This is a genomic window from Roseovarius sp. THAF9, assembly GCF_009363715.1.
Lineage (GTDB): Bacteria > Pseudomonadota > Alphaproteobacteria > Rhodobacterales > Rhodobacteraceae > Roseovarius.
Genome location: NZ_CP045404.1, coordinates 2,638,297 through 2,657,783 on the forward strand (window position 1 = coordinate 2,638,297; position 19,487 = coordinate 2,657,783).

Annotated in this window: 16 protein-coding genes and 1 tRNA gene; 9 read left to right on the forward strand and 8 right to left on the reverse strand. The window is 63.9% G+C overall.

The annotated features are described in order from the left end of the window. Positions 1 to 63: 63 nt before the first annotated feature. On the forward strand, positions 64 to 1,776 hold the full coding sequence (gene metG, locus FIU86_RS13095) for a methionine--tRNA ligase (protein WP_152475486.1): 1,713 nt from the start codon (positions 64 to 66) through the stop codon (positions 1,774 to 1,776). Between the two features lie 21 nt (positions 1,777 to 1,797). On the opposite strand, the gene FIU86_RS13100 is transcribed toward metG, so the two are convergent. From FIU86_RS13100 to FIU86_RS13115, 4 genes are all read right to left on the reverse strand, one after another. Then, positions 1,798 to 2,160, reverse strand: coding sequence for a hypothetical protein (locus tag FIU86_RS13100; protein ID WP_152475487.1), 363 nt, complete (start codon positions 2,158 to 2,160; stop codon positions 1,798 to 1,800). A 236-nt stretch (positions 2,161 to 2,396) separates the two neighbouring features. Beyond that, positions 2,397 to 2,482 (reverse strand) — tRNA-Leu (locus FIU86_RS13105). Between the two features lie 32 nt (positions 2,483 to 2,514). Continuing rightward, entirely contained in the window at positions 2,515 to 3,060 is a 546-nt protein-coding gene (locus FIU86_RS13110) for a hypothetical protein (protein ID WP_152475488.1), read from the reverse strand. 53 nt (positions 3,061 to 3,113) lie between these two features. Beyond that, positions 3,114 to 3,584, reverse strand: a complete 471-nt coding sequence (locus FIU86_RS13115; RefSeq protein ID WP_152475489.1) for an Lrp/AsnC family transcriptional regulator — start codon at positions 3,582 to 3,584, stop codon at positions 3,114 to 3,116. A 123-nt stretch (positions 3,585 to 3,707) separates the two neighbouring features. Between FIU86_RS13115 and putA the strand changes: the two genes are divergently transcribed. From putA to FIU86_RS13130, 3 genes are all read left to right on the forward strand, one after another. Then, positions 3,708 to 7,154, forward strand: a complete 3,447-nt coding sequence (gene putA, locus FIU86_RS13120; protein WP_152475490.1) for a bifunctional proline dehydrogenase/L-glutamate gamma-semialdehyde dehydrogenase PutA — start codon at positions 3,708 to 3,710, stop codon at positions 7,152 to 7,154. Between the two features lie 229 nt (positions 7,155 to 7,383). Further along, the gene (locus FIU86_RS13125) at positions 7,384 to 8,130 is read left to right on the forward strand and encodes a rhomboid family intramembrane serine protease (RefSeq protein WP_152475491.1); all 747 of its coding nucleotides are present in this window, start codon (positions 7,384 to 7,386) and stop codon (positions 8,128 to 8,130) included. After that, complete coding sequence (locus tag FIU86_RS13130; protein ID WP_152475492.1) at positions 8,127 to 8,501, forward strand: GFA family protein; 375 nt, start codon at positions 8,127 to 8,129, stop codon at positions 8,499 to 8,501. Before FIU86_RS13125 ends, FIU86_RS13130 begins: the two co-directional genes overlap by 4 nt. Positions 8,502 to 8,507: 6 nt before the next feature. Here the strand turns inward: FIU86_RS13130 and FIU86_RS13135 are convergent, their stop codons facing one another. Next, positions 8,508 to 9,296 (reverse strand): inositol monophosphatase family protein, encoded by a 789-nt coding sequence (locus FIU86_RS13135; RefSeq protein WP_152475493.1) that lies wholly within the window; start codon positions 9,294 to 9,296, stop codon positions 8,508 to 8,510. A gap of 147 nt (positions 9,297 to 9,443) precedes the next feature. Between FIU86_RS13135 and FIU86_RS13140 the strand changes: the two genes are divergently transcribed. Further along, positions 9,444 to 10,061 (forward strand): HD domain-containing protein, encoded by a 618-nt coding sequence (locus tag FIU86_RS13140; protein WP_152475494.1) that lies wholly within the window; start codon positions 9,444 to 9,446, stop codon positions 10,059 to 10,061. Here the strand turns inward: FIU86_RS13140 and FIU86_RS13145 are convergent. Both FIU86_RS13145 and FIU86_RS13150 read right to left on the reverse strand, forming a co-directional pair. Then, entirely contained in the window at positions 10,058 to 10,795 is a 738-nt protein-coding gene (locus FIU86_RS13145; RefSeq protein WP_152475495.1) for a DUF3592 domain-containing protein, read from the reverse strand. The genes FIU86_RS13140 and FIU86_RS13145 overlap by 4 nt on opposite strands. Before the next feature lie 226 nt (positions 10,796 to 11,021). Then, entirely contained in the window at positions 11,022 to 12,632 is a 1,611-nt protein-coding gene (locus FIU86_RS13150; RefSeq protein ID WP_152475496.1) for a hypothetical protein, read from the reverse strand. A gap of 236 nt (positions 12,633 to 12,868) precedes the next feature. On the opposite strand from FIU86_RS13150, the gene FIU86_RS13155 reads away from it, so the two are divergent. The 3 genes from FIU86_RS13155 to FIU86_RS13165 all read left to right on the forward strand — a co-directional run bounded on the left by FIU86_RS13155 (position 12,869) and on the right by FIU86_RS13165 (position 17,482). Further along, entirely contained in the window at positions 12,869 to 15,955 is a 3,087-nt protein-coding gene (locus FIU86_RS13155) for a valine--tRNA ligase (RefSeq protein WP_152475497.1), read from the forward strand. Positions 15,956 to 16,153: 198 nt separating this feature from the next. Continuing rightward, complete coding sequence (locus FIU86_RS13160; RefSeq protein WP_152475498.1) at positions 16,154 to 17,260, forward strand: pyridoxal phosphate-dependent aminotransferase; 1,107 nt, start codon at positions 16,154 to 16,156, stop codon at positions 17,258 to 17,260. A gap of 42 nt (positions 17,261 to 17,302) precedes the next feature. Next, a complete protein-coding gene (locus FIU86_RS13165; protein ID WP_152475499.1) occupies positions 17,303 to 17,482 on the forward strand; it encodes a hypothetical protein in 180 nt (59 codons plus the stop codon). On the opposite strand, the gene FIU86_RS13170 is transcribed toward FIU86_RS13165, so the two are convergent. Next, positions 17,479 to 18,675 carry an alanine--glyoxylate aminotransferase family protein gene (locus FIU86_RS13170; protein WP_152475500.1) on the reverse strand — a complete coding sequence of 399 codons (1,197 nt, stop codon included), beginning with the start codon at positions 18,673 to 18,675 and terminating at the stop codon, positions 17,479 to 17,481. The two genes, FIU86_RS13165 and FIU86_RS13170, sit on opposite strands and share 4 nt — an antisense overlap. Positions 18,676 to 18,802: 127 nt before the next feature. On the opposite strand from FIU86_RS13170, the gene FIU86_RS13175 reads away from it, so the two are divergent. Next, entirely contained in the window at positions 18,803 to 19,486 is a 684-nt protein-coding gene (locus FIU86_RS13175; protein ID WP_152475501.1) for a tyrosine-protein phosphatase, read from the forward strand. Position 19,487: the final 1 nt, after the last annotated feature.

The following is a 19,487-nucleotide window of genomic DNA, read 5'->3' on the forward strand; positions in this document are numbered from 1 at the left end:
GCCTCTGGCACAGTCCGCGCCATTGCGTTACACGAACGCCCAAACCTCCAAGGACGTCTCGCAATGGCCCGCCACCTGATCACCTCCGCCATTCCCTACATCAACGGGATCAAGCACCTCGGCAATCTCGTGGGCTCCCAGCTGCCCGCCGACCTCTACGCCCGCTACCTGCGCGGCCGGGGCCACGAGGTGCTGTTTCTCTGCGCTACCGACGAGCACGGCACACCCGCCGAGTTGGCCGCCGCCAAGGCCGGCAAGCCCGTCGCCGAGTATTGCGCCGAGATGTGGCAGGTGCAGGACAAGCTTAGCCAGGGCTTCCGCCTCAGCTTCGACCATTTCGGCCGTTCCTCGTCCGAGCAGAACCGCAAGCTCACCCAGCATTTCGCCGGCAAGCTGTATGACGCCGGCCTGATCGAGGAAGTGACCGAGAAACAGGTCTATTCCAACGCCGACGGCCGCTTCCTGCCCGACCGCTATATCGAGGGCACCTGCCCCAATTGTGGCTTTGAGAGCGCCCGCGGCGACCAGTGCGACAACTGCACCAAGCAACTCGACCCGGTCGACCTTATCGATCCGCGCTCCACCATTTCCGGCTCGACCGACCTCGAGATGCGCGAAACCAAGCACCTCTACCTGCGCCAAAGCCAGATGAAGGACCGGCTGGAAGAGTGGATAGACACGCGGCAGGGCTGGCCGGTGCTGACCACGTCCATCGCCAAGAAATGGCTCAATGACGGCGACGGCCTGCAGGACCGTGGCATCACCCGCGATCTCGACTGGGGCGTACCGGTTCAGCGCGGTGACGAACCCTGGCCGGGCATGGAAGGCAAGGTTTTCTACGTCTGGTTCGACGCCCCCATCGAATACATCGCCTGTGGCGCCGAATGGGTCGAGGCCGAAAAGGGCGAAGATTGGGAACGCTGGTGGCGCACCGACAAGGGCGCCGACGATGTCCGCTACACCCAGTTCATGGGCAAGGACAACGTGCCCTTCCACACGCTCAGCTTCCCGGTCACGATCCTCGGGTCGGGCGAGCCGTGGAAGCTGGTCGACTACATCAAGTCGTTCAACTACCTCAACTATGACGGTGGCCAGTTCAGCACGTCGCGCGGGCGCGGCGTCTTCATGGACCAGGCGCTGGACATCCTGCCGGCGGATTACTGGCGCTGGTGGCTGCTCTCTCACGCGCCCGAAAGCTCGGACGCCGAATTCACCTGGGAGAACTTCCAGGCGAGCGTCAACAAGGACCTCGCCGACGTGCTGGGCAACTTTGTCTCTCGCGTGACCAAGTTCTGCCGCTCCAAGTTCGGCGAAGAGGTCCCCGAGGCGGGCAGCTACGGCCCCGACGAGACCGCGCTGATCGACACGCTCACCACCCGCATCCGCGCCTACGAGGCGCACATGGAAGCCATCGAGGTGCGCAAATCCGCCACCGAATTGCGCGCCATCTGGGTCGCGGGCAACGAGTACCTGCAAACCGCGGCACCTTGGGCGACCTTCAAGGAGGACCCCGAAAAAGCCGCGATGCAGATCCGCCTCGCGCTCAACCTCATCCGGCTCTACGCGGTGATCTCCGCGCCCTTCATCCCCGACGCCTCCGCCGCGATGCTGCAGGCCATGCAAACCGACGATTGCCATTGGCCCGACGACGTGGATCAGGCGCTGCAAAGCCTGAAACCCGGCCACGCCTTCACCGTGCCGGACGTGCTCTTCGCCAAGATCACCGATGACCAGCGTGAGGAGTGGGCGGAGCGCTTCGCCGGTCGCAGAGACTAACGGACCGCACCACCGATCCTGTCACTGCGATCGCAGAAATACAGTATCCGTGCGAAAGACCCCTTGCTTGGTGGTCGTTCGCACGGTCGAACACCCTTCCCGGCCATCGCGGATAATCTGCCAGGTCGAGCACAACTGGTTTCCTTCCAACCGCCATGTACCGCTGTCCTTGAACGCATTCGGCGCAGTGACGGTCGTCGTGGCCGTGCCGTTCGCCTTGTAACGTGTGTATCCTTTGGTCTGCCCGTCGGGCGTGACCCAGGAAACGGTTTTTCCGACAGTCAGCGCCTTGACCTGTTGCGCGTTCAGTGTTTCCGCCTGAGCTATTGATGGAACCGTAAACGCCAAAAGCGCGGCAAGCGTCGGCTTTGTATAAAAATGCATGAAATCACCTTGGAGATTGCTTGGGTCCTAGTATCGACAACTGGTCCTCCTACCCGCCTTGCCTTGGGCTGCACGCTCCGGCAGGCGGCACTCGCAAGCATTCAGCACCCTAGCACAAATGGCAGTTTTCAGGAAGAAACGCGTGATCGGGAGGGCGACCGCGTCGCATCTACACATCCAAATCTTTTGAAAAAAGATTTGCCAAAAGCTTTCTCAAAGCTTTTGGCCAGTCCCCTTGGTACCCGCGGCCGGACTCGAACCGGCACGGCCTTTCGGCCTGGAGATTTTAAGTCTCCTGTGTCTACCATTCCACCACGCGGGCACGGTTCCCGTCGTAGCGCGCAGGCGTCGCGATCACAACTCTTCTTCGCCCTGTTCCAGCACCGGCAGCAAATGCCGCTCGCCCAGCCACGGGTTCATATCAAGCGCCGCCCGCAGCGCCAGCGCCGCCTCACCCGGCCGGCCCAGCGCGTGCAGAGTCAGCGCCTGCCCGGTCCGCGCCGCCACGTGGCGCGGCTGCAACTCCAGCGTCCGCGCCAGGTCGGGCAGCGCCGACTCAAAATCCTGCCGTAGGAAATGGATAAAGGCCCGCTGGTTGTACCCTTCCGCATAGCCGGGGCAATACTCCACCAGCGCCTCCGCCGCCGCCATTGCCGCGTCATAGTCATAGACCTCGCGCCGCGCCATCGCCTCGTCCAACAGGGCTTGCGCCTTGTCGTCCGGCGCTTCTGCCCACAGCGCCCACATCTCGTCCGACAGCGCCCGCCCGGCCGCCTCGTCGGGGGCCGCCTGCGCCGCCTCGATCAGCCGCGACAGCTCCGCCGAATGGTCAGGCGCGTCCGGACAGGTCCCGGCCCAGGCCGGTCCGGACAGCATGCAGGCAATCAGCAAATGTCTCATGGAGTTGATGATGCGCCCCGCGCCCGCAAAATCAACGCGCAAATCCGCCCGCCTCAGAACACCTCGGACAGCGCGTTCTCCTTCACCGCCTCCATCGCCACATAGGTCGAGGTTTTCGACACATGCGGCAAGGTGCTGATCTGTTCGGCCAGCACCCGGCGATAATCCTGCATGTCCTGCGTCCGGATCTTCATCAGATAGTCAAAATTCCCTGCGATCAGATGCACCTGTTCGATCTCGGGGATAAGCTTCACGGCCGCGTTGAACTCCGCCAGCGCGCTTTCCCGCGTGTCGGTCAGGCTGACCTCGACGAAGCTCACGTGGTCCAGCCCCAGCCGGATCGGATCCACCAGTGCCCTGTAGCCCGAGATCACGCCCTCCCGCTCCAGCTTACGCAGCCGCGCCTGCGTGGGTGATTTCGACAGGCCGATCCGCCCGGCCAGTTCGGTGATGCTGATCCGCCCTTCCGCAACCAGCACGCGAAGAATCGCCTTGTCGAACTGATCCAGCTCGCTTGCATCCATTTGACTTGTCTCCCCGGCGAATTACCGTCCCATTATCCCGCGAAATGACACCAATCAGGAAATCAGATCAGATATACAGTGGTACACTAGTCCAAACCGCCATCCCCCAGCAAGAGGACCGCAATGCCCTACGATTCCGACCTGCGCCGTGTGATCGACCAGACCACCTATGCCGAAGAGGCCGAAACCGTCGCCCGCCTGACCGAGGTGGCGGGGCTGTCGGAAGAGGACCGCGTGCGCATCTCGAAATCCGGTGCCGACCTCGTGCGCCGCATCCGCAACCAGTCCGACCCGGGGCTGATGGAGGTGTTCCTGGCCGAATACGGCCTCTCCACCGACGAGGGCATCGCGCTCATGTGCCTGGCCGAAGCGCTCCTGCGCGTGCCCGACGCCGACACGATCGACGCCCTGATCGAGGACAAGATCGCGCCCTCGGACTGGGGCAAGCACATGGGCCACTCTACTTCCCCGCTGGTCAACGCCTCGACCTGGGCGCTGATGCTGACCGGCAAGGTTCTCAAGGATGAAAATCCCGGCCCCGTCGGCCACCTGCGCGGCGCCATCCGCCGCCTGGGCGAGCCCGTGATCCGCACTGCGGTGGGGCGCGCCATGCGCGAAATGGGCCGCCAGTTCGTGCTGGGCGAAACCATCGAGTCCGCCATGGACCGCGCCGCGAAGATGGAAAAGAAAGGCTACACCTACTCCTACGACATGCTGGGCGAGGCCGCGCGCACCGACGCCGACGCCATCCGCTATCACCTGGCCTATTCCCGCGCGATCAGCGCCATTTCCAACGCCTGCACGCACAAGGACATCCGCAAGAACCCCGGCATCTCGGTCAAGCTCTCGGCCCTTCACCCCCGCTACGAAGTCGCGCAACAGCATCAGGTCATGGACGTTCTGATGCCCCGCCTGCGCTCACTCGCCATCCTCGCGAAATCCGCCCGCATGGGCCTCAATATCGACGCCGAAGAGGCCGACCGCCTGTCGCTCTCGCTCGAGGTGATCGAGGCCACGCTCTCCGAGCCATCGCTGGCCGGATGGGACGGCTTCGGCGTCGTGGTTCAGTCCTACGGGCAGCGCGCGAGCCATGTGCTCGACTACCTGCATGATCTCGCGCAAAAGCTGAACCGCCGCATCATGGTCCGCCTCGTCAAGGGCGCCTACTGGGACACCGAGATCAAGCAGGCCCAGGTCGAAGGCATCGACGGCTTCCCGGTCTTCACCTCGAAACCGGCCACCGACATTTCCTACATCGCCAACGCGCGCAAGCTCTTGTCGATGACCGATCACATCTACCCACAATTCGCCACGCACAACGCGCACACCGTGGCCGCCATTCTCGATATGGCCAAGGAAATGGACAAAGGCCCAGAAACCTTCGAGTTCCAGCGCCTGCACGGCATGGGCGAGGCGCTGCACAACATCGTCATGAAGGACCACGACACCAACTGCCGCATCTACGCGCCCGTCGGCGCCCACCGCGACCTGCTCGCCTATCTCGTGCGCCGCCTTCTGGAAAACGGCGCCAACTCCAGCTTCGTCAACCAGATCGTGGACGAGGATGTGGCCCCCGAAACCGTCGCCCGCGACCCGTTCGAGGCGTATCGCGACGACCGCCCGGAACTGCCCACCGGGCCGGAGTTGTTCCTGCCCGAACGCCCCAATTCCAAGGGCTTCGACCTCAAACACCAGCCGACGCTCGACGTGATCGAAGCCGCCCGCGGCCCCTTCGCCAACACCACGTGGGACGCAGCCCCCCTGATCGCGGGCAAAGCGGCCCCGGAAAAGGCCGAAGCGGTCTCCAACCCCGCCGACCCGTCCGACAGCCCCGGCACCGTCGCCACGGCCAGCAAGGCCGACATCGAGGCCGCGCTTTCCGATGCCACGCCGTGGGACGCCTCGATCGAGGAACGTGCCAAGATCCTCAACGCCGCCGCCGACCTCTACGAGGAAAACTTCGGCGAGATATTCGCCATTCTCGCCCGCGAGGCCGGCAAGACGCCGACGGATGCCGTGGCCGAACTGCGCGAGGCCGTGGATTTCCTGCGCTACTACGCCGCCAACGCGCCGCAGGACCCGCCCGTGGGCACCTTCACCTGCATCAGCCCGTGGAACTTCCCGCTGGCTATCTTCACCGGCCAGATCAGCGCCGCTTTGGCCGCCGGCAACGCCGTGCTCGCCAAGCCGGCCGAGCAGACCCCGTTGATCGCCCATTACGGCATCTCGCTGATGCTGAAGGCCGGCGTGCCGAAAACCGCCCTGCAACTCCTGCCCGGCGCGGGCGACGTGGGCGCAGCACTCACCTCCGACCCGCGCATCGGCGGCGTCGCCTTCACCGGCTCTACCGAAACCGCGCTGAAAATCCGCGCCACCATGGCCGAAAACTTGGCCCCCGGCGCGCCGCTCATCGCCGAAACCGGCGGGCTCAACGCCATGATCGTCGATTCCACCGCCCTGCCCGAACAGGCCGTGCAGGCCATCGTCGAATCCGCCTTCCAGTCGGCCGGCCAACGCTGCTCCGCCCTGCGCTGCCTCTACGTGCAGGAAGACGTGGCCGCGGGCTTCACCGAAATGCTCACCGGCGCTATGGACGCGCTCTCGATGGGCAAACCGTGGTCGCTGTCCACGGATGTTGGCCCGGTCATCGACACCGAGGCCCGCGACGGCATCGCCGCCCATATCGAACAGGCCCGCGCCGACGGTCGCCTCATCCACGAGATCCCCTCGCCCAACTCCGGCTGCTTCATCGCGCCCACGCTGATCAAGGTGAACGGGATCGAGGACATGCAGCGCGAAATCTTCGGCCCCGTCCTGCACATGGCCACCTTCAAGTCGCGCAACCTCGACCGCGTCATCGATGCCATCAACGGCACCGGCTATGGTCTGACCTTCGGCCTGATGACCCGCATCGATGACCGCGTCCAGCACGTGACCGAGGCAGTCCATGCCGGCAACATCTACGTCAACCGCAACCAGATCGGCGCCATCGTCGGCAGCCAACCCTTTGGCGGCGAAGGTCTTTCCGGCACCGGCCCCAAGGCGGGCGGCCCCAACTACCTCGCCCGCTACACATCCCGCCCGGTGGACACGACCGACGCCACCTGGGACGGCGCGATGGATGCAAAGGCGGTCCAATCCGCGCTCGACAAGGCCGCCAAGAGCCACACGCCCACACCTGTCGAGGCCATCGTCCTGCCCGGTCCCACCGGCGAGTCGAACCGCCTGACCGCCCACGCCCGCCCGCCGCTCCTCTGCCTTGGCCCGACCAAGGACATGGCTGAGGCGCAGGCCAAGGCGGTCGAGGCCCTGGGTGGCCGCGCCCTGCGGAGCACCGGCAAGGTCGAGCCGGACGCCCTGACCACGCTCTCGGGCTTCTCCGGCGCGCTGTGGTGGGGGGATACTGATGTGGCCCGCGCCTATGCATCGGCGCTCAGCCAGCGCAATGGCCCGATCCTGCCGCTGATCACCGGTCTGCCCGACACAGGCCACGTCATGGGCGAACGCCATGTCTGCGTCGACACCACGGCGGCCGGCGGAAACGCCGCCCTTCTGGGCGGCGTCGCCTGAGTAAAGGCCGGCACCCCGGCTTTTTCTTGCTGAAAATACTCACATCCCGCCACCCGCCACGGGCGCGGGATGTGACATCAAGTACCACGCCAAGAGAACCGCACCCATTTTCTGCGCAGAAAATGGCTTGGAAAATACGAATTTTCCAAAGCAGAATTTGCGCAAATTTTGCCCGCCCCGCCGCACGCGCGCGCTTGACCTTCCCGCGGCGCGCGGCCACCTTGCGACAATGATCCCCATACGCGACCATAACCCTTCGGGGCGCATCCCCTTCGTCACCTACGGGCTGATGATCCTCAATATCGGGATCTTTCTCAGTTACTTCCCCGCACTTTCGGGCGATCCGCGTGCGTTGATGGTGTTCTATTACGACTGGGCGATGGTCCCGGCGCTGGTCACCAGCGAAGGCACGTATACAACGCTCATCACCTCGACCTTCCTGCATGGCGGCTGGATGCACCTTGCAGGCAACATGCTGTTCTTGTGGATCTTCGGCGACAACATGGAAGAGGAGTTCGGCCATATCGGCTACCTCCTCTTCTACTTGGCCTGCGGTCTTGCCGCCAGCGGCGCACAACTCGTCTCGGCCCCGCTCAGCCAGGTGCCCACGGTGGGCGCCTCGGGCGCCATCGCCGGCGTGATGGGCGGCTACCTGCTCCTGTTCCCCAAGGCCAAGATCGACATCTTTATCTTCCTGGTGTTCATCATCCGCATCATCTCGGTCCCGGCCTGGATCATGCTGGGCCTGTGGTTCATCTTCCAACTCTTTGGCGGCGCGGGCAGCAGCGCGGACGATGGTGGTGTGGCCTACTGGGCCCATGCGGGTGGCTTCGTCGCGGGTCTCATCCTGACGCTGCCGCTTTTCCTGCGCCGGGGCGGCCCGGCCTATTGGGACCGCACCGAGGGCCATCCGCCCCACCCGGAAGCGAAATACAAGCTCAGCCGCACCAACATCCCCAAGGTCACGCGCAAATGACCCTGCACACCGCCAGCTGCCACTGCGGCGCCGTGCGCTTCACCGTCGATATTGACGGCCCCATCAAAGGCGCGATGCGCTGCACCTGCTCCTTCTGCCGCCGCCGGGCCGCGCCCAATATCAGCGTGCCCCTGTCCCGGCTCACCATCACCCAAGGCGCGGACAATCTCACACTCTACACCTGGGGCACCGGCACGGCGCAGCACTATTTCTGCAAGACCTGCGGGATCTACACCCACCATCAGCGCCGCTCGGACCCAACCGAATACGGCGTCAATCTCGGCTGCATCGACGGCCAGAACCCCGCCGAGCACGAGCCGATCCCGTGGAACGACGGCGTCAACCACCCCTCCGACGCGAAACCGGGCTGAGCCGCCTCAATCGTTGCGGATGATCCCGGCGAACTTGTCGAAAATCGTCTCGTTGGCGCAGACCACGTCACCGTCTTCCAACAGGTCGCCCCCGGGCGTCAGAGGTTCGACGAAGCCGCCAGCCTCTTTCACGATGATCACGCCCGCGGCGATGTCCCAAGCGTTCAGCTTACGCTCCCAGAACCCCTCGTAGCGGCCCGCCGCGACATAGGCCATGTCCAGCGCGGCCGACCCCCAGCGCCGCACACCGGCACAGGTCGGCATCAGCCGCGCCAAATCCTGCAACGTCGCCGGCAGGTCGCCGCGCCCACCGAACGGCACGCCGGTGGCAAAGATCGACTCGATCAGCTTGGACCGCCCCGACACCCGCAGGCGCTTTTCATTGATGAACGCGCCCTCGCCCTTCTCGGCCAGGAACATCTCGTCCTTGGCGGCGTCGAAAATGACACCCGCCACGACCTGGCCCTTATGCTCCAGCGCGATCGAAACACACCAATGCGGCAGCCCGTGCAGAAAGTTCGTCGTCCCGTCCAGCGGGTCCACGATCCAGCGCCGCGTCGGGTCCTTGCCTTCTTCGCCGCCGCCCTCCTCGGCCAGCCAGCCATAGGTGGGCCGCGCGCCCATCAGCTCTTCCTTCAGGATCGCCTCGGCCGCGATGTCGGCCCGGCTGACGAAATCGCCTGCGCCCTTCATGCTGACCTGCAGGTTCTCGACTTCACGAAAATCCTTGACCAGCGACCGCCCCGCCTTGCGCGCGGCTTTCAGCATGATGTTGAGATTGGCACTGCCGGGCATGTCTCGGGCTCCTTTGGGGTCAGGCCGCGCGTATACGCGCGCCGGTCGCGCACCGCAAGAGGCCGCAAGCGTCAGCGCGACGACACCCCCTTTTTACTTGATCGCCTCAGCCCTAGCATGGCGGCAAACGCAAAAGGACCCCGCGCCATGGACAAGGTCAGCTTCACCCAGATGAAGGACGGCACCAAGGAAGATTACGAATTCCTGACCGCCCACGAGGTAGACCACACCAAGCATACCGCGCGGCGCCTGCTCAAGGCGCTGGTCGAGCTGGACGAAAGCCTGTCGGGCTACCAGATCACCCGGCTGGGCCATTCGGTGCAATCGGCCACCCGCGCCTGGCGCGACGGCGCGGATACCGACTGGGTCGTGGGCGCGCTCCTGCACGACATCGGTGACATCTACGCGCCTTACAATCACGACGAATACGCCGCCACGATCCTGAAACCCTTCGTGCGCGAACAGGTGACATGGTGTGTCGCCACCCATGGCGATTTCCAGATGCTCTATTACGGCCACCACCTCGACGGGGCCGATCCCAACAAGCGGGACCGCCACGCCGGCCACGCCTATTTCGACGACTGCGCCGAGTTCTGTGAACGCTGGGACCAGGCTTCGTTCGACCCGAACTACGACACCCTGCCGCTCGAGTTTTTCGCGCCCATGGTCGAAGAGGTCTTCGCCCGCACGCCCTACGACCCGGACGTGATCCGCCCCGGCGTGCGCGAACCGCTGGTCAACGCCGACGTCGCCGCGATGCGCTAGGACTGCTCCGCGGACCGGACGCCGACATCGCCAATCCACCAGGACCGTTTCGGGCCGTGGTACACGCTCAAGGTCGAGCCTGGCTCGAACCTCTCCAGCCGACCCGCGCGGTATTTCAGGCTCTTGCCTTCGCGCCCCGCGTCGTCGCGCCAGACCAGCCGGTACCAGGTGCCTTCCCTCCGTGTCTGAATCGTGTCCACGCGCAGAACCGTGCCCTTGCCTTTGCGCCCATGCTGACGCGCAAGGTACCCCGCGACGGCCTTCCGCCCGGAAAACCAGAGAATCCCCAGCCAGATCACGCCCATAAACAGCGCAAACCATTGCGCCATCCGCCCCTTGTTGCGAAAGCTGTCGGGAATTAGTTCGACCGTGTCCGGCTCCGACGGCAGGTACCACAGATCGAGGCTTTCGCCTGGCCCGGTCCGACCGTAAAAGTCGCGGTCCACCTTCTCGGACACGGCCACGCGCCGCCTGCTTTCGGTCGCAAAGCTCAGGTCGAGGTGATAGCCGGTCACCGTCCGGCCATCCCGACGCCGCTCGGACGTATAGGCCCGTTCCACCTGCGCCACGGTCTTAACGCCTTCCGTCGCGAAGCGGTGCGCGGTGACAAGCTGGCTGTAGGACACGGCCGTCATCACTATCAGGATCACCATGCCAAGAAGAAAATCCTTGCCACCGATCCGCAAAAACAGGCTCAGAACGCCCGGAGTCTGGTTGACGAGCGGATGGATCACGGCGTCCAACGGTGCCTGCCGCTGAATGACCCGTACCGGAACATCTCGGCGCAGGCTTTCAGGGCGAAACGCAGTCGTAACACTGTCGTCGATGGGTCGGCATCGGGCTCTTTCATGCGGTCCTTATCGCTGACCGAAGCGACGCGGAAAAGGGAAATACCCCGCGTCCTTTCCCCACCGCACCGAAACCGCCGCGCCCCGTCACCCGGGGCGCGACCTTGGTTTGCTAGTCCGCCGATACGATCGTCGGCGCGTCGGGATAGCTGGTGCAGGTCCCGTGGCTGCCCGCCGGATCCTGGCAGGCGGCGTTCAGGATGCCCCAGATGAAATCCACCTGTGTCGCCGTCACGGTGGGGCCGCCCACGCCATAGAACCAGCTGGGATTGGGCGTGCCCATCTCGACCTGCTGATACCCCAGCAGGTTGGGCCGCCAGCCCGCGCCCACCCCGGCCAAGGTCGAGGTGCCGTCTTCGTCGGCCGCCGCCTGCGAATGGCAGGTCGTACAACTGGCCGAATTGACAAACCCGCCCTCGGTGATCGTGGCGCCGGTACCCGTGGGGATGCCGGTCGCCGTGGTGAACGAGGTCTGCGTGCCCTTCAGGCGATAGTTCTTCCACGCCGGATCCTCGGCGCTGATCACCCTCGGGTCCGGATCGCTCGCTGCCGTGGCGATGCTCATCTCCTGGAACAGCGCCTGCAACTCCGCCGTGATCTCTTCACCTGTCTCGGACGGATCGTAGACCTCGCCGCTGACGAACAGAGGGTCATTCCCCGTTACCTTGTCGTCGTTCAGCTCGATCTTCGGCGGGATGAACCCAGGTCCGAAATTTGCGCCCGCCTGAGCCGTGGGGTTCGCATCATACCCAAAACTGTCATTGCACCCGATGTAGTCGCAGCGCCCCTGGTTGGCGACATGCTCCATCGCGTACCAGTGCCACGTCGGTAGGTCCTTGGAGGCGTTCGTCATCGCCAGCATGTAGTAATAGCCAGGCACCTGCTCTTCCCCGCCATCGCCATCCAGATAGACGGTCAGGTAGGGATAATCAGGGTTGTTCGGCACGTCGCTTCCGTCAATCTCCTGGATAAGCCCCTGATCCATCAAAATATCCTGATGCAGGAAATCGGCCTTCACCATCACCGCGTCGATCGGAAACCGCACCTCCAGCGCATGTGCGCCCGCGATGTCGCCCGCCTTGATCGCCGCGTTCTGGGCCCGGTTCCGCGCCCCCAGCCCCTCGCGCGAGTAAAGATCGTTGCGATAGATGTAGTCCGTCATCGCTCTGTTGCGAAATACCAGCTCCAGTTCCAGGTCCCGTAACAGCCGCCCGGGGTCGATCTCGTCGGCGGGCACAAGGCCGCGGTGGTTGATCACCCCCTGCGCGGGCTTGCCGTTAGGCTTTGCGGGCAGCGGGCTGATGGGATCATAATCCGCCCTGAAAACCGGACATTGTGTCGGCTGGTCCCCCTGCACCGGCGCCGCGTCGGGATCGCAGCAGTTGCTGGACACCTCCGCGCTGCACAGCGGCAGCGGGCTCTCGGGCCAGATCGTCTGATCGATGCCCCAGGTCCAGAACTCGGCGGCCACCGCGTTCGCCAGCTGCGCCCAGGCAAAGGCATCCGGACAGGTCGCCGCCCCCGACACCGCGTTGATCCCGGCGATTGCGGCCGTGCCATCCGTCACCTCCACCGCGCAGGTGTCGGCATCCTGCACAAAACTGCGGTACAACATGAATTTCTGCAGCCCATTCGGCCCGTCCTGCGCCTGAACCGGCAGCGCTGCCAGTCCCGCAACTCCGGCCAGAATGGCCGCCGGACCTGTGAATCTCGGTATCGTCATCTGAAAAACCCTTCGTTTGCTTGAAATGAACTTATCCGTCACTCGCACCAATGGGCTTACCTTACGTAAGTCAGCGATTCCCGCTAAGGTATATTTTCATTTTTTTGTTTACCTTTAAATTGTTCGGCCCAAATCCACCGCGCCGCACCCCAAGAAAATGCCGCCCGCGTCTTTCCCTCGCCCTGCCATTTGGGTATTCCGGCCAAGACCTAATTTCCGATCACGGGACCCGCATCATGGCGATGGAAAAGACCTTCAACGCAGCCGAGGCCGAACCGCGCCTCTCCGAAGCCTGGGAAACCTCAGGGGCCTTCAAGGCCGGCGCCAACGCCAAGCCGGGGGCCGAGACCTATTCCATCATGATCCCGCCCCCGAACGTGACGGGCAGCCTGCACATGGGCCATGCCTTCAACAACACGTTGCAGGATATCCTGATCCGCTGGCACCGGATGCGCGGCTTCGACACGCTCTGGCAGCCCGGCACCGACCACGCCGGCATCGCCACGCAGATGGTGACCGAGCGCGACATGGCCACGAATGGCGAGCCCACGCGCGTTGAAATGGGCCGCGAGGAGTTTGAAAAGCGCGTCTGGCAGCAAAAGATCAAGTCGCGCGGCACCATCATCGGCCAGCTGAAGCGCCTCGGCGCCTCCTGCGACTGGTCGCGAGAGGCGTTCACCATGTCCGGCGCGCCCTCGGCCCCCGAGGGCGAGGAGGGCAACTTCCACGACGCCGTCATCAAGGTCTTCGTCGACCTGTACCAGAAAGGCCTGATCTATCGCGGCAAGCGGCTGGTCAACTGGGACCCGCATTTCGAAACTGCGATCTCGGACCTCGAGGTCGAGAATACCGAGGTCGCAGGCCACATGTGGCACTTCAAGTACCCGCTGGCGGGCGGCGCGACCTACACCTATGTCGAGCGCGACGAGGATGGAAATGTCACGCTGGAAGAAGAGCGCGACTATATCTCCATCGCCACCACGCGCCCTGAAACAATGCTGGGCGACGGCGCGGTCGCGGTTCATCCGTCGGATGAACGGTATGCGCCAATCCTTGGAAAACTTTGCGAAATTCCCGTTGGGCCCAAGGAACACCGCCGCCTGATCCCGATCATTACCGATGACTACCCTGACCCCGACTTCGGCTCGGGCGCGGTCAAGATCACCGGCGCGCACGACTTCAACGACTATGCCGTGGCGCAGCGTGGTGGCATCCCAATGTACCGCCTGATGGACACCAAGGGCGCGATGCGCGACGACGGCGCCGCTTATGCCAAGATGGCCGAGATCGCCATGGCCGTCGCCAAGGGCGAACGCACCCTGACCGAGGCCGAGGCCGACACGATCAACCTCGTCCCCGACGATCTGCGCGGCCTCGACCGCTTCGAGGCGCGTGAAAAGGTCGTCCAGCAGATCACCGACGAGGGTCTCGCGGTCAATGTTGAAAATGATCAAGGCGAGGTGGTCCCGTTTGTGGAAAACAAGCCGATCATGCAGCCTTTTGGCGACCGCTCGAAGGTCGTGATCGAGCCGATGCTGACCGATCAATGGTTCGTGGCCACAGACAAGATCGTCGGCCCCGCCATCGAGGCGGTCAAATCCGGCGAGGTCACCATCCTGCCCGAACAGGACCGCAAGGTCTATTTCAACTGGCTGGAAAACATCGAGCCGTGGTGCATCTCGCGCCAGCTCTGGTGGGGGCACCAGATTCCGGTCTGGTACGGCTTCGACCTTGCCGCACCGGACTTCCGCGATGACGAAGGCGATGGCGCGCTCGATCTCGTTGAAATGCTTGACGTTCTCAACGAAAGCCACTTCGCGCCGCTGATGGAATGCGGCCACGATTTCGAGGCCACCGCGCAAGCCTTCGCGGCTCAGCTCACCGACCTGCCCACGCCGCTGGCCTCCATGACCGTGGTCGAGGCCAAGGACCGCGAGGATGCCCTGCATCACCTCGCCTCCAGCCTTGCCGACTACACCGCCAGCCAGGATCCGACGCATCTTGTCTACCCGGTCTGGCGCGACCCGGACGTGCTCGACACGTGGTTCTCGTCTGGCCTCTGGCCGATCGGCACGCTGGGCTGGCCCGAAAAGACGCCCGAGCTGGAAAAATACTTTCCCACCAGCGTTTTGGTCACCGGCTTTGACATCATCTTCTTCTGGGTCGCCCGGATGATGATGATGCAATACGCCGTCGTGGGCGAAAAGCCGTTCTCGGACGTCTATGTCCACGCACTTGTCCGCGACGAGAAGGGCAAGAAGATGTCCAAGTCGCTTGGCAACGTGCTCGACCCGCTGGAGCTGATCGACGAATACGGTGCCGACGCCGTCCGCTTCACCCTGACGGCCATGGCCGCCATGGGACGCGACCTGAAGTTGTCGCCGCAACGTATCGCAGGATATAGGAATTTCGGAACCAAGCTTTGGAACGCCGCCCGTTTCGCCGAAATGAACGAGGCGGTCGGCAGCACCGGTGCGATCTCGCAACCAAAGCAGACCGTAAACCGTTGGATTCTCGGCGAAACCGCGAAAACCAAGGCGCTCGTCGATACGGCCCTGTCGCAATACCGCTTCAACGATGCCGCCAACACGCTTTATGCCTTCGTCTGGGGCACCGTGTGCGACTGGTATGTCGAGTTCTCCAAGCCGCTCCTGCTGGATGGCGCCGAAGACGTGAAAAAGGAAACGCAGGACACCATGGCCTGGGTCATAGACCAGTGCCTGATCCTGCTGCACCCGATCATGCCCTTCATCACCGAAGAGCTTTGGGGCACGCTGGCCAAGCGCGACGGGATGCTGATCCACGCCGACTGGCCCACCTATGGCGACGAGTTGATCAATGCCGAGGCCGACGCCGAGATGAACTGGGTCATCGCTCTGATCGACAGCGTCCGCTCCGCGCGCGCACAGGTGCACGTGCCCGTTGGGCTCTACACACCACTCCTCGTCACCGAGTTCTCGAAATCCGCGCGCCTTGCGTGGGACAACAACGCCACGATGATCAAGCGCCTCGCCCGGGTCGAGGCGCTGGAAGTCGTCGAGAGCTTCCCCAAGGGCTGCATCACCATCCCAGCCGAGGGCGCCAGCTTCGGCCTGCCCCTGGCCGATGTCATCGACGTGGCCGAGGAAAAGGCGCGACTGGAAAAGACCCTCGGCAAGCTTGAAAAGGAACTGGGCGGCCTGCGCGGCCGGCTGAACAACCCCAAATTCGTCGAAAGCGCGCCTGAAGAGGTGGTCGAGGAAGCCCGCGAGAACCTCGCCGCCCGCGAAGAGGAAGAGGCCAAGCTGCGCGCCGCCCTCGACCGGCTGGCCGAATTGGGCTGACAAATCCCGGCTTTTTCTTGCTTAAAATACTCATAACGCCACGTCCGCCCCGGGCGTGGCGTTAACATTTCTAGGCGCTTGAACCTGACACCGACGCCCTGCCACCGAAATACCGACGCAATACTGACGCGGGTTTCGGCCGTTAACCTCTCGACCCTTCGCCTTGCACCCGGCTCAGGTTTGACGTTACCTCTCCGCATGACCGGCCCACGCTATACCGATATCGTCCGCGCCCTGCCCGCCTCGGTCCCCTTTGTCGGCCCCGAGGTCCGCGAGCGCGAAACTGGCACGCTCTTCGCCGCCCGTCTTGGCGCCAACGAGAACGTCTTCGGCCCCTCGCCCAAGGCCATCGCGGCCATGCAGGAGGCGGTCCAGGACATCTGGAAATACAGCGACGCCACCAGCCACGACCTGCGCCACACGCTGGCCGCCCATTTCGACGTGGCGCCGGAAAATATCGTTGTAGGCGAAGGGATTGACGGTCTTCTGGGCTATCTCGTCCGACTGTTGGTCGAACCCGGCGATGCCGTCGTCACCTCCGACGGGGCCTATCCCACCTTCAACTACCACGTGGCGGGGTTCGGCGGGGACCTGCACAAGGTGCCCTACAAGGACGACCACGAAGACCCGACCGCGCTCTTTACCAAGGCGAAAGAGGTGGATGCGAAACTCGTCTACTTCGCCAATCCCGACAACCCGATGGGCACATGGCACGATGGCGCGCTGATCCGCGCCGCCCTCGAAGAACTGCCCGATGGCTGCCTTCTGATGCTCGACGAGGCCTACATAGAATTCGCTCCCGACGGCACAGCGCCGGAGCTGGACATAGACGACCCACGCGTCATCCGAATGCGCACCTTTTCAAAGGCTTACGGCATCGCCGGGGCCCGCATCGCCTATGCCATGGGCGCGCCCGAGCTGATCCAGAGCTTCGACAAGATCCGCAATCATTTCGGCGTCAATCGCGTGGCCCAGGCCGGCGCCCTGGCCGCACTGCAGGACGAGGCGTGGCTAACCAAAACGATCACCTGGATGGCCGAAGCCCGCGACCGTATCGCCGAGATCGCCGCCGCCAACGGCCTGCACAGCCTGCCTTCCGCGGCCAATTTCGTCGCCATCGATTGCGGCCGAGATGGCGATTTCGCCCGCACCGTCCTGAATGAACTGATCGAACGCGACCTCTTCGTGCGCATGCCGGGCGTGGCACCGCTCAACCGCTGCATCCGCATCAGTTGCGGGCGCCCGCAGGACCTCGACCTGCTGGCAAAGGCCCTGCCCGAAGCGCTTGCAGCGGCCCGGTTGTAAAATTTAACTGACAGCAACAATTCCCGCACTAAGATCATACATATGAGACGTGGTCAGATGCAGGAAGCACCGAACTATACCAATGCCGCATTGGTCATGGGGCTGATCAATTTGCTTTGGATTTTCATGGCCTTGTGGATCATGTTCGGCCTGCCCGTGGTCATGGCCGTGGGCTACGGACTGAACCTTCTGATCACGCGATTCAGTCGCTCGAACGCTTAAGGCGCGGCCAGAACCTGCGCCGCTTTCTGTACCGCGCCATCGCCATGCGCGATATTCAGCGCAGTCAGCCCCGCCTCGACAGCCCCCAGCACACCCAGCAGCGCGTGACCGTTCAGGTGGCCCATATGCCCGATCCGGAAATAGCCGGTGCTGCGCGGATCATCCTCGGTCTGCATGCCCAGCCCGATGCCCAGCGTGACGCCCATATGAGCCTCAACCCAGTGGCGCAGGTCTTCGCCCAACGGCTTGCCGATCGCCAGTGACGTTACCGCCCGGCTACGATGCGCGGCATCCGGAATGTTCAGCCTCAGCGGCCCCTCCGCGCCCCACGCGTCGCACGCAGCCCAGACCGCATGTGCCAGCCGGTCATGCCGCGCCCAGACGGCCTCGACCCCTTCTTCACCAAGCATATCAAGGGCTTCGCGCAGGCCATACAGGTGATGCGTCGGCGCAGTGCCGCCGAAGTACTGGTAGAAGAGTTCCGGCTCGGTGCGTGGCACCCAATCCCAATAGCGGCTGACGCGCGGAACCGTCTGGCGCACATCCGATGCCTTATCGTTGAAAAAGACGAATCCCAACCCCGGCGGCGTCATCAGCCCCTTCTGGCTGCCCGCGACCATCACGTCGACGCCCCAAGCGTCCATCTCGAATCTGTCACAAGCCAGCGAAGCGATGCAATCGGCGGCCAAAAGCGCGGGATGCCCCGCCGCATCCATCGCCGCGCGCACCCCGGCCACATCGTTCAGAACCGACGAGGACGTGTCCACATGGGTGACCAGCACCGCCTTGATATCATGAGACTCATCAGCACGCAGCGCGTCCTCGACCGCTTGGCAGTCAACCGGCGCCTGCCGTCCGAAATCCAGCAACTGCACCTCGATCCCACGCGCCTCGGAGACCTCGGCCCAGCCGTGCCCGAACCGTCCCGTCGCCAGTACCAGCACCTTTTCCCCGGGCTGCACGGTATTGGCCAGGCTCGCCTCCCACGCGGCGTGTCCGTTGCCGATATAGATCGCCGCATGGCCCTTGGTGCGCGCCACGACACACAGGTCCGCCACCAGCTTCGGCATCATGTCCACCAACTCGCCGGCATAGATATTGGGCGAGGCGCGGTTCATCGCCCGCAGCACCCGATCGGGCATCACCGAAGGGCCCGGAATGGCCAGGTAAGGGCGTCCGCCGGCACCACTCATCACACGTCTCCATCTCTAGAATTGCGTGCAACTTAGCCGCATCACCAGCGCCGTCAATCGCCCTTGCTTGCCATGGGCGCGGCCTGCCCCTACATGGGGGCGTCACGGCAGACGGCGAAGGGCCTTCATGAAGTTCATCAAGCGGATCACCGACTGGGAGCGCAACCTGCGCGCCTCCTACAACACCGACCTGTCGACGCCGGAAAACCGCCGCCGGGCGCGGATCTACAATCTGTGGTTCGACCACGAGATCCTGCGCGGCGTCTGGACCAACTTCTTTCAGGTCGCGCCGGGCGTGTTTCGCTCCAACCACCCCACGCTCAAACGCTTCGCGAAGATGAAGGAAAACGGGATCAACACCGTTCTGAACCTGCGCGGCGACTACCCCTCGGCCCATTACTTCGCCGAGGTCGAGACCTGCCGCGAACTTGGCCTGAACCTCGTCAGCATCAGCCTCCAGGCCCGCCACGCGCCCCCCGCCGAGGACCTCCTGGCGCTGATCGACACGTTCCGCACGCTGGAAAAGCCGTTCGTCATGCATTGCAAGTCCGGTGCCGATCGTGCCGGTCTCGCTTCGGCCATCTACCTGCTGGTGATCGAAGGCGCGCCGCTGGAGGTCGCCCGCCGCCAGCTTGGCCTGCGCTACCTGCACGTGCGGCGCTCCAAGACAGGCACGCTCGACCATATCCTCGACGTCTATGAGGCCCGCAATGCCAAGGCGCCCATCTCGTTCGAGGATTGGCTGAAGACTGAATACGACCACCTCGCCCTGCAAGCCGATTACCAGGCGAACAACAAACCCTGGTTCTGAG

Coding starts and splice junctions, on each gene's coding strand:
- metG (WP_152475486.1), top strand. CDS start 64: ATGGCCCGCCACCTGATCACCTCCGCCATTCCCTACATCAACGGGATC.
- FIU86_RS13100 (WP_152475487.1), bottom strand. CDS start 2,160: ATGCATTTTTATACAAAGCCGACGCTTGCCGCGCTTTTGGCGTTTACG.
- FIU86_RS13110 (WP_152475488.1), bottom strand. CDS start 3,060: ATGAGACATTTGCTGATTGCCTGCATGCTGTCCGGACCGGCCTGGGCC.
- FIU86_RS13115 (WP_152475489.1), bottom strand. CDS start 3,584: ATGGATGCAAGCGAGCTGGATCAGTTCGACAAGGCGATTCTTCGCGTG.
- putA (WP_152475490.1), top strand. CDS start 3,708: ATGCCCTACGATTCCGACCTGCGCCGTGTGATCGACCAGACCACCTAT.
- FIU86_RS13125 (WP_152475491.1), top strand. CDS start 7,384: ATGATCCCCATACGCGACCATAACCCTTCGGGGCGCATCCCCTTCGTC.
- FIU86_RS13130 (WP_152475492.1), top strand. CDS start 8,127: ATGACCCTGCACACCGCCAGCTGCCACTGCGGCGCCGTGCGCTTCACC.
- FIU86_RS13135 (WP_152475493.1), bottom strand. CDS start 9,296: ATGCCCGGCAGTGCCAATCTCAACATCATGCTGAAAGCCGCGCGCAAG.
- FIU86_RS13140 (WP_152475494.1), top strand. CDS start 9,444: ATGGACAAGGTCAGCTTCACCCAGATGAAGGACGGCACCAAGGAAGAT.
- FIU86_RS13150 (WP_152475496.1), bottom strand. CDS start 12,632: ATGACGATACCGAGATTCACAGGTCCGGCGGCCATTCTGGCCGGAGTT.
- FIU86_RS13155 (WP_152475497.1), top strand. CDS start 12,869: ATGGCGATGGAAAAGACCTTCAACGCAGCCGAGGCCGAACCGCGCCTC.
- FIU86_RS13160 (WP_152475498.1), top strand. CDS start 16,154: ATGACCGGCCCACGCTATACCGATATCGTCCGCGCCCTGCCCGCCTCG.
- FIU86_RS13165 (WP_152475499.1), top strand. CDS start 17,303: ATGAGACGTGGTCAGATGCAGGAAGCACCGAACTATACCAATGCCGCA.
- FIU86_RS13170 (WP_152475500.1), bottom strand. CDS start 18,675: ATGAGTGGTGCCGGCGGACGCCCTTACCTGGCCATTCCGGGCCCTTCG.
- FIU86_RS13175 (WP_152475501.1), top strand. CDS start 18,803: ATGAAGTTCATCAAGCGGATCACCGACTGGGAGCGCAACCTGCGCGCC.